The organism is Nocardia farcinica (genome assembly GCF_029867845.1).
In the GTDB taxonomy this organism is placed as follows: domain Bacteria; phylum Actinomycetota; class Actinomycetes; order Mycobacteriales; family Mycobacteriaceae; genus Nocardia; species Nocardia farcinica_A.
Genome location: NZ_JARWRU010000639.1, coordinates 1 through 4404 on the forward strand (window position 1 = coordinate 1; position 4404 = coordinate 4404).

The 4404-nt window shown below is 71.4% G+C and carries 5 protein-coding genes, 1 tRNA gene and 1 pseudogene; 4 read left to right on the forward strand and 3 right to left on the reverse strand.

Annotation, left to right across the window (positions count from 1 at the left end; translation table 11 throughout):
• Positions 1-552 (forward strand): shikimate dehydrogenase (locus QH283_RS14135; RefSeq protein ID WP_280503461.1); only part of this gene is annotated, 552 nt, incomplete at its 5' end.
• A gap of 65 nt (positions 553-617) precedes the next feature.
• Positions 618-1085 (forward strand): B-4DMT family transporter, encoded by a 468-nt coding sequence (locus QH283_RS14140; protein ID WP_280503462.1) that lies wholly within the window; start codon positions 618-620, stop codon positions 1083-1085.
• A gap of 6 nt (positions 1086-1091) precedes the next feature.
• On the opposite strand, the gene QH283_RS14145 is transcribed toward QH283_RS14140, so the two are convergent.
• Entirely contained in the window at positions 1092-1661 is a 570-nt protein-coding gene (locus tag QH283_RS14145) for a TetR/AcrR family transcriptional regulator (protein ID WP_280503463.1), read from the reverse strand.
• A 95-nt stretch (positions 1662-1756) separates the two neighbouring features.
• Between QH283_RS14145 and QH283_RS14150 the strand changes: the two genes are divergently transcribed.
• Entirely contained in the window at positions 1757-2992 is a 1236-nt protein-coding gene (locus QH283_RS14150; RefSeq protein WP_280503464.1) for an FAD-dependent monooxygenase, read from the forward strand.
• Between the two features lie 46 nt (positions 2993-3038).
• On the opposite strand, the gene QH283_RS14155 is transcribed toward QH283_RS14150, so the two are convergent.
• Positions 3039-3347: a 3-dehydroquinate synthase family protein gene (locus tag QH283_RS14155; protein WP_280503465.1), complete on the reverse strand. Its 309-nt coding sequence runs from the start codon at positions 3345-3347 to the stop codon at positions 3039-3041.
• A 9-nt stretch (positions 3348-3356) separates the two neighbouring features.
• On the opposite strand from QH283_RS14155, the gene QH283_RS14160 reads away from it, so the two are divergent.
• Positions 3357-3466 (forward strand) — tRNA-Glu (locus QH283_RS14160).
• 211 nt (positions 3467-3677) lie between these two features.
• On the opposite strand, the pseudogene QH283_RS30330 reads toward QH283_RS14160, so the two are convergent.
• Positions 3678-4160 (reverse strand): annotated as a pseudogene (locus QH283_RS30330) (iron-containing alcohol dehydrogenase); the annotation flags it as partial.
• Between the last annotated feature and the right edge of the window lie 244 nt (positions 4161-4404).

Sequence of the window (4404 nt, forward strand, 5' to 3'; positions counted from 1 at the left end):
GCAAACACCGTGTTCCGCACCGTGACCGGGTGGCGGGGGGACTGCACCGAGGTCGAGGGGGTGTTCGGCGCGCTGCGCGAGGGCGGGGTGCGCGGCGTCGAGCGCGGCGTGGTGCTCGGCGCGGGCGGCACCGCGCGGCCCGCGTTGCTGGCGCTGCGCGATCTGGGCGCGCGCTCGGTGGCCGTGGTCGCCCGGGACGCGGGACGGGCGCGCTCGGCGCTGGAACTGGCCGAGCGCCTGGACATGGCGGTGGAGTTCGTCGCCTTCGGGGCCGAGGGCGTCGGCGCGGCCTGTGCGCGGGCCGACGCGGTGGTCAGCACCATCCCCGCCGAAGCGGGCGCACTGGTCGCCGAGGCGGTCGCGGCCGCGCCGGTGGTGCTCGACGCCATCTACAACCCGTGGCCGACTCCGCTGGCCACCGCGGTGGAGGCGGCCGGGCACACGGTGGTGAGCGGTCTGCGCATGCTGCTGAACCAGGCGTTCGGGCAGGTGGAACAGTTCACCGGGCAGCCCGCCCCGAAGGCCGAGATGGCTGCCGCGCTGACCTCGTGAGATTGTCGAATTTCTGACACCGGTTCTAGTTATCCGATGCCGTCCCGGCGGTTATGGTGTTGACCATGATTGCTTGGATGGTGCGCGGGCTGCTGCTCGGTGCGCTGATCGTCGCGCTGCGGGTCGCCCTCGGGTTCGCCATGGCGAACTGGCCGACGAACGGTGTCTGGTTCCGGCTGCTGTGCCTGCTCGTCCTCCTCGGCGCCGTGGTGGCGTGGGGGATGCTGGACGGGCGGCGTGACAGGGAGGCCCATCCCGACCCCGAGCGCGGATCCGATCTCACCATCCGTTGGTTGCAGGCCGCCGCGCTGGGCGGCATCGGCAGCAGTGCGGTGTGCTGGCTGCTGGACTTCCTGCCCGGCTTCGACCTCGGTGACAACGGCATGCTGTTCGAGCTGACCGCGTGTTCGGCGTTCTTCCTGCTGTTGATCTTCGTGCCCGGCCTCGCGGGCATCGGGCTCGGCCGCATGCTCGCCGGGCGGAGTGCCGAGAAGCGGGATGCCGCGGCGCGTCCCGCGGCGGTGGGTGCCTGACCTCGGTCAGGTCTTCTTCAGCGCCTCGACCGCGAGCGCCAGCTCCTCGCCGTCGAGCAGATCCGAGCCGGGCGCGGCGAGCCAGAGCATCGCGACCCCCTGGAACAGGGTGAACAACAGTTTCGCCAGCGCGTGCGCTTGGTCTTCGGTGAGATCGGGATGCGTTTCGCCGAGCGCGGCGGCCAGGTCGTGATGGGCGTGCGCGGACGCCTCGGCCATGTACTGCTGTGATTCCCGCGACCTGGCGATCCGTACGATGTTCTCCAGACTCAGCATCATGTCCTCGCGGTGGTCGCGCATGATGGCGAGCATGCCGTCCCAGGTGTCGCCGACGCTGTCGCCCGGTGACCGCCCGGCCACGGCTCTGATGGCCTCCTCCATTCGATCGCCGATGCCGCCGCCCACGCCCTCGGTGAGCGCTTCGGTGACGAGGCGATCCTTCGAGCCGAAGTGATAGCCGATGGCGGCGAGGCTCACCCCGGCCGCGGTGGCGATGTCGCGTGCGGTGACCTTGGCCAGCCCGCGCTCGAGAATCGCCTTGCGGGCCCCCGCCAGCAGGTCTTCCCGGTTTCCCATGCCCCGGAGCGTAACAACGTCTCAGACATTTGTTCTAGACAGGTGTGCCAAACCCTGTTAGACATTTGTCTGAGACGAACGTTCAAGGAGGGCTCGTGGGCAAGGAAACGCACATTCTGGTCAGCGGTGGCGGCATCGCGGGCAATGCCGTTGCGCTGCAACTCGTTCGGGCGGGCATCCGCACCACGGTGGTCGAGCGGGCAGGCGCGCCCCGGCCCGGCGGACAGGCCGTCGACCTACGGGGTGCGAGCCGGGAGGTGGCGGAGCGGATGGGGCTGATGCCCGGCATCCGAGACAGGCAACTGGACGAACGCGGCATGGTCTACGTGGACCGCCGCGGCCGGGCCTACGCTCGCATGCCCGCGGACCTGTTCGGCGGCAACGGTCCCGTCGCTGATGTCGAGATCACCCGCGGCGATCTGAACGAGGTGCTGCTGGAGGCACTCGGCGCGACCGGCGGCGCGGCGGACTATCGGTACGGCGAATGGATCGAGGCGCTGACCCGGCACGACGACGGTGTCGAGGTCCGTTTCGCCTCGGGACGGGTCGAGACCTACGACCTGGTCGTCGGTGCGGACGGCGTGCACTCGGCGACGCGGCGGCTGGCGTTCGGTCCCGAAGAGCGGTTCTCCACCTACCTCGGCGGCTACACGTCCTACTTCACCGTGCCCAGGCCCGACGGGCTGGAGCCGGGGTGGATGACCATGCGCCCGGCGTCTCGCGCCGTGGTGGGACTGCGCCCGGACCGCGACCCCGCCACCGCGAAAGCCCTTGTCATCCTTCGTGTCCCCGCCGATCCGGCGCTGCGTGGCGATGTCGTCGCGCAGCAGCAGCTGCTCCGCGAGCTGCTCGCCGACGCGGGCTGGCTCGCCCCGTACATCCTCGAGGCCATGCCCCAGGCGCCGGACTTCTACTTCGACGAACTCGCCCGCGTCGACATGCCGAACCTGTCGGCGGGGCGGATCGTCTTGTCGGGCGACGCCGGATACTGCGGTTCACCGCTGTCGGGAATGGGCACGGCCATGGCCTTGATCGGGGCGTACGTGCTCGCCGGTGAGCTGGCCGCCGCCCCATCCGATCCCGAGACGGCGCTGACCCGCTACGAGACCGCTCTGACACCGTTGCTGGAACAGGCCAAACAGCTCCCCGGCGGCGGACTCCCGATGATGCTGCCTGCCACCGGGATCGGCAGGCTGCTCAGCCGGACCGCGGCCAGGATCGTCTGTGCCCGGCCGCTGCGTCCGCTGACCACGCGGATGGCGAGCGGCGAAGGCGACTGCGCGGTGCCCTCGTACCCGGGAGATGCCACTGTCTCCTCGCCCGCGCCGTGAGACGCCGCCGCCGGTCCTTGGACGCGGGGTTCGGGGACGCGGGGGCTCAGAGCAGGACGGCGCCGCCGCTCGGGCTCTCCTCGCGGGCGATGGCCGAGTACGCGGCGGCCAGCAGCGAGGGGTCGGGGCCTTCCAGCCTGCCCGGCTTGGCCAGGCCGTCGAGGACGACGAAGCGCAGCACGCCGGAGCGGGTCTTCTTGTCGGTCTGCATGGCGTCGAGCAGTTGGGGGAGCGCGTCGGCGTCGTAGCTGGTGGGCAGGCCGATGGAGTCCAGGATGGCGCGGTGCCGGTCGGCGGTGGCGTCGTCGAGGCGGCCCGCCAGGCGGCCGAGCTCGGCGGCGAAGACCAGCCCCACCGAGACCGCGGCGCCGTGGCGCCAGCGGTAGCGCTCGCGGCGTTCGATCGCGTGACCGAGGGTGTGGCCGTAGTTGAGGATCTCGCGCAGGCTCGATTCCTTCAGGTCGGCGGCCACCACATCGGCTTTGACCTGGATGGCGCGACGGATCAACTCGGGCAGCACCTCGCCGGCCGGGTCGAGGGCGGCTGCCGGATCGCGCTCGACCAGCTCCAGGATCACCGGGTCGGCGATGAAACCCGCCTTGATGATCTCGGCCATGCCTGCGACGATCTCGTTGCGGGGCACGGTCTCCAGCGTCGCCAGGTCGACCAGCACCGCGGCGGGCTCGTGGAAGCTGCCGACCAGGTTCTTGCCCGCCTCGGTGTTGATACCGGTCTTGCCGCCGACAGCGGCGTCGACCATGGCCAGCAGGGTGGTCGGCACGTGCACGATCTTCACACCGCGCATCCAGGTGGCCGCCACGAAACCGGCCAGGTCGGTCGCGGCGCCACCGCCGAGGCTGACCACCACGTCGTTGCGGGTCAGGCCGATCCGGCCGAGCACCTCCCAGCAGAAGCCGGCGACCGCGAGGTCCTTGCCCGCCTCCGCGTCGGGGATCTCGACGCGATGCGCGTCGATCCCGGTGTCGGCCAGCGCCGCCCGCACCACCTCGGCGGTCTCGGCCAGCGTCGGCTGATGGAAGATCGCCACCGTCCGCACGCCCGATGTCGCGCCCGTCACCGACTCGACGAGATCGCCGAGCAGACCACGGCCGATGATCACCGGATACGGGTCGGCGGTGCGGACCTGGATTCGACTCGGCTCTGTCACGACTGCTGCTCCGATTCTGTTCGTGCCGTCTGCTTGGAAGCTCCCCCACGGGAGCCGGATGCGCCGCTCCGAACGGAGGGAGCGCTGCCCCGGTTGCCCGTCGCGCCGTCACGGGCGGCGGATCGGTTGCGGCGGCGGGGCCGGCCGCGCCGCGATCTGGGGCCGCCGGCGGCCTGCCCCGCGGTCGAGGCGCCGCGAGCGGGCGCCTGCGTGTTCCCGGTGCCGCCGTGGGACAGGGCGGTGG

What these genes read in the sequence shown, in the direction of transcription:
- QH283_RS14140 (WP_280503462.1), top strand. Translation starts at nt 618, where the DNA reads ATGATTGCTTGGATGGTGCGCGGGCTGCTGCTCGGTGCGCTGATCGTC.
- QH283_RS14145 (WP_280503463.1), bottom strand. Translation starts at nt 1,661, where the DNA reads ATGGGAAACCGGGAAGACCTGCTGGCGGGGGCCCGCAAGGCGATTCTC.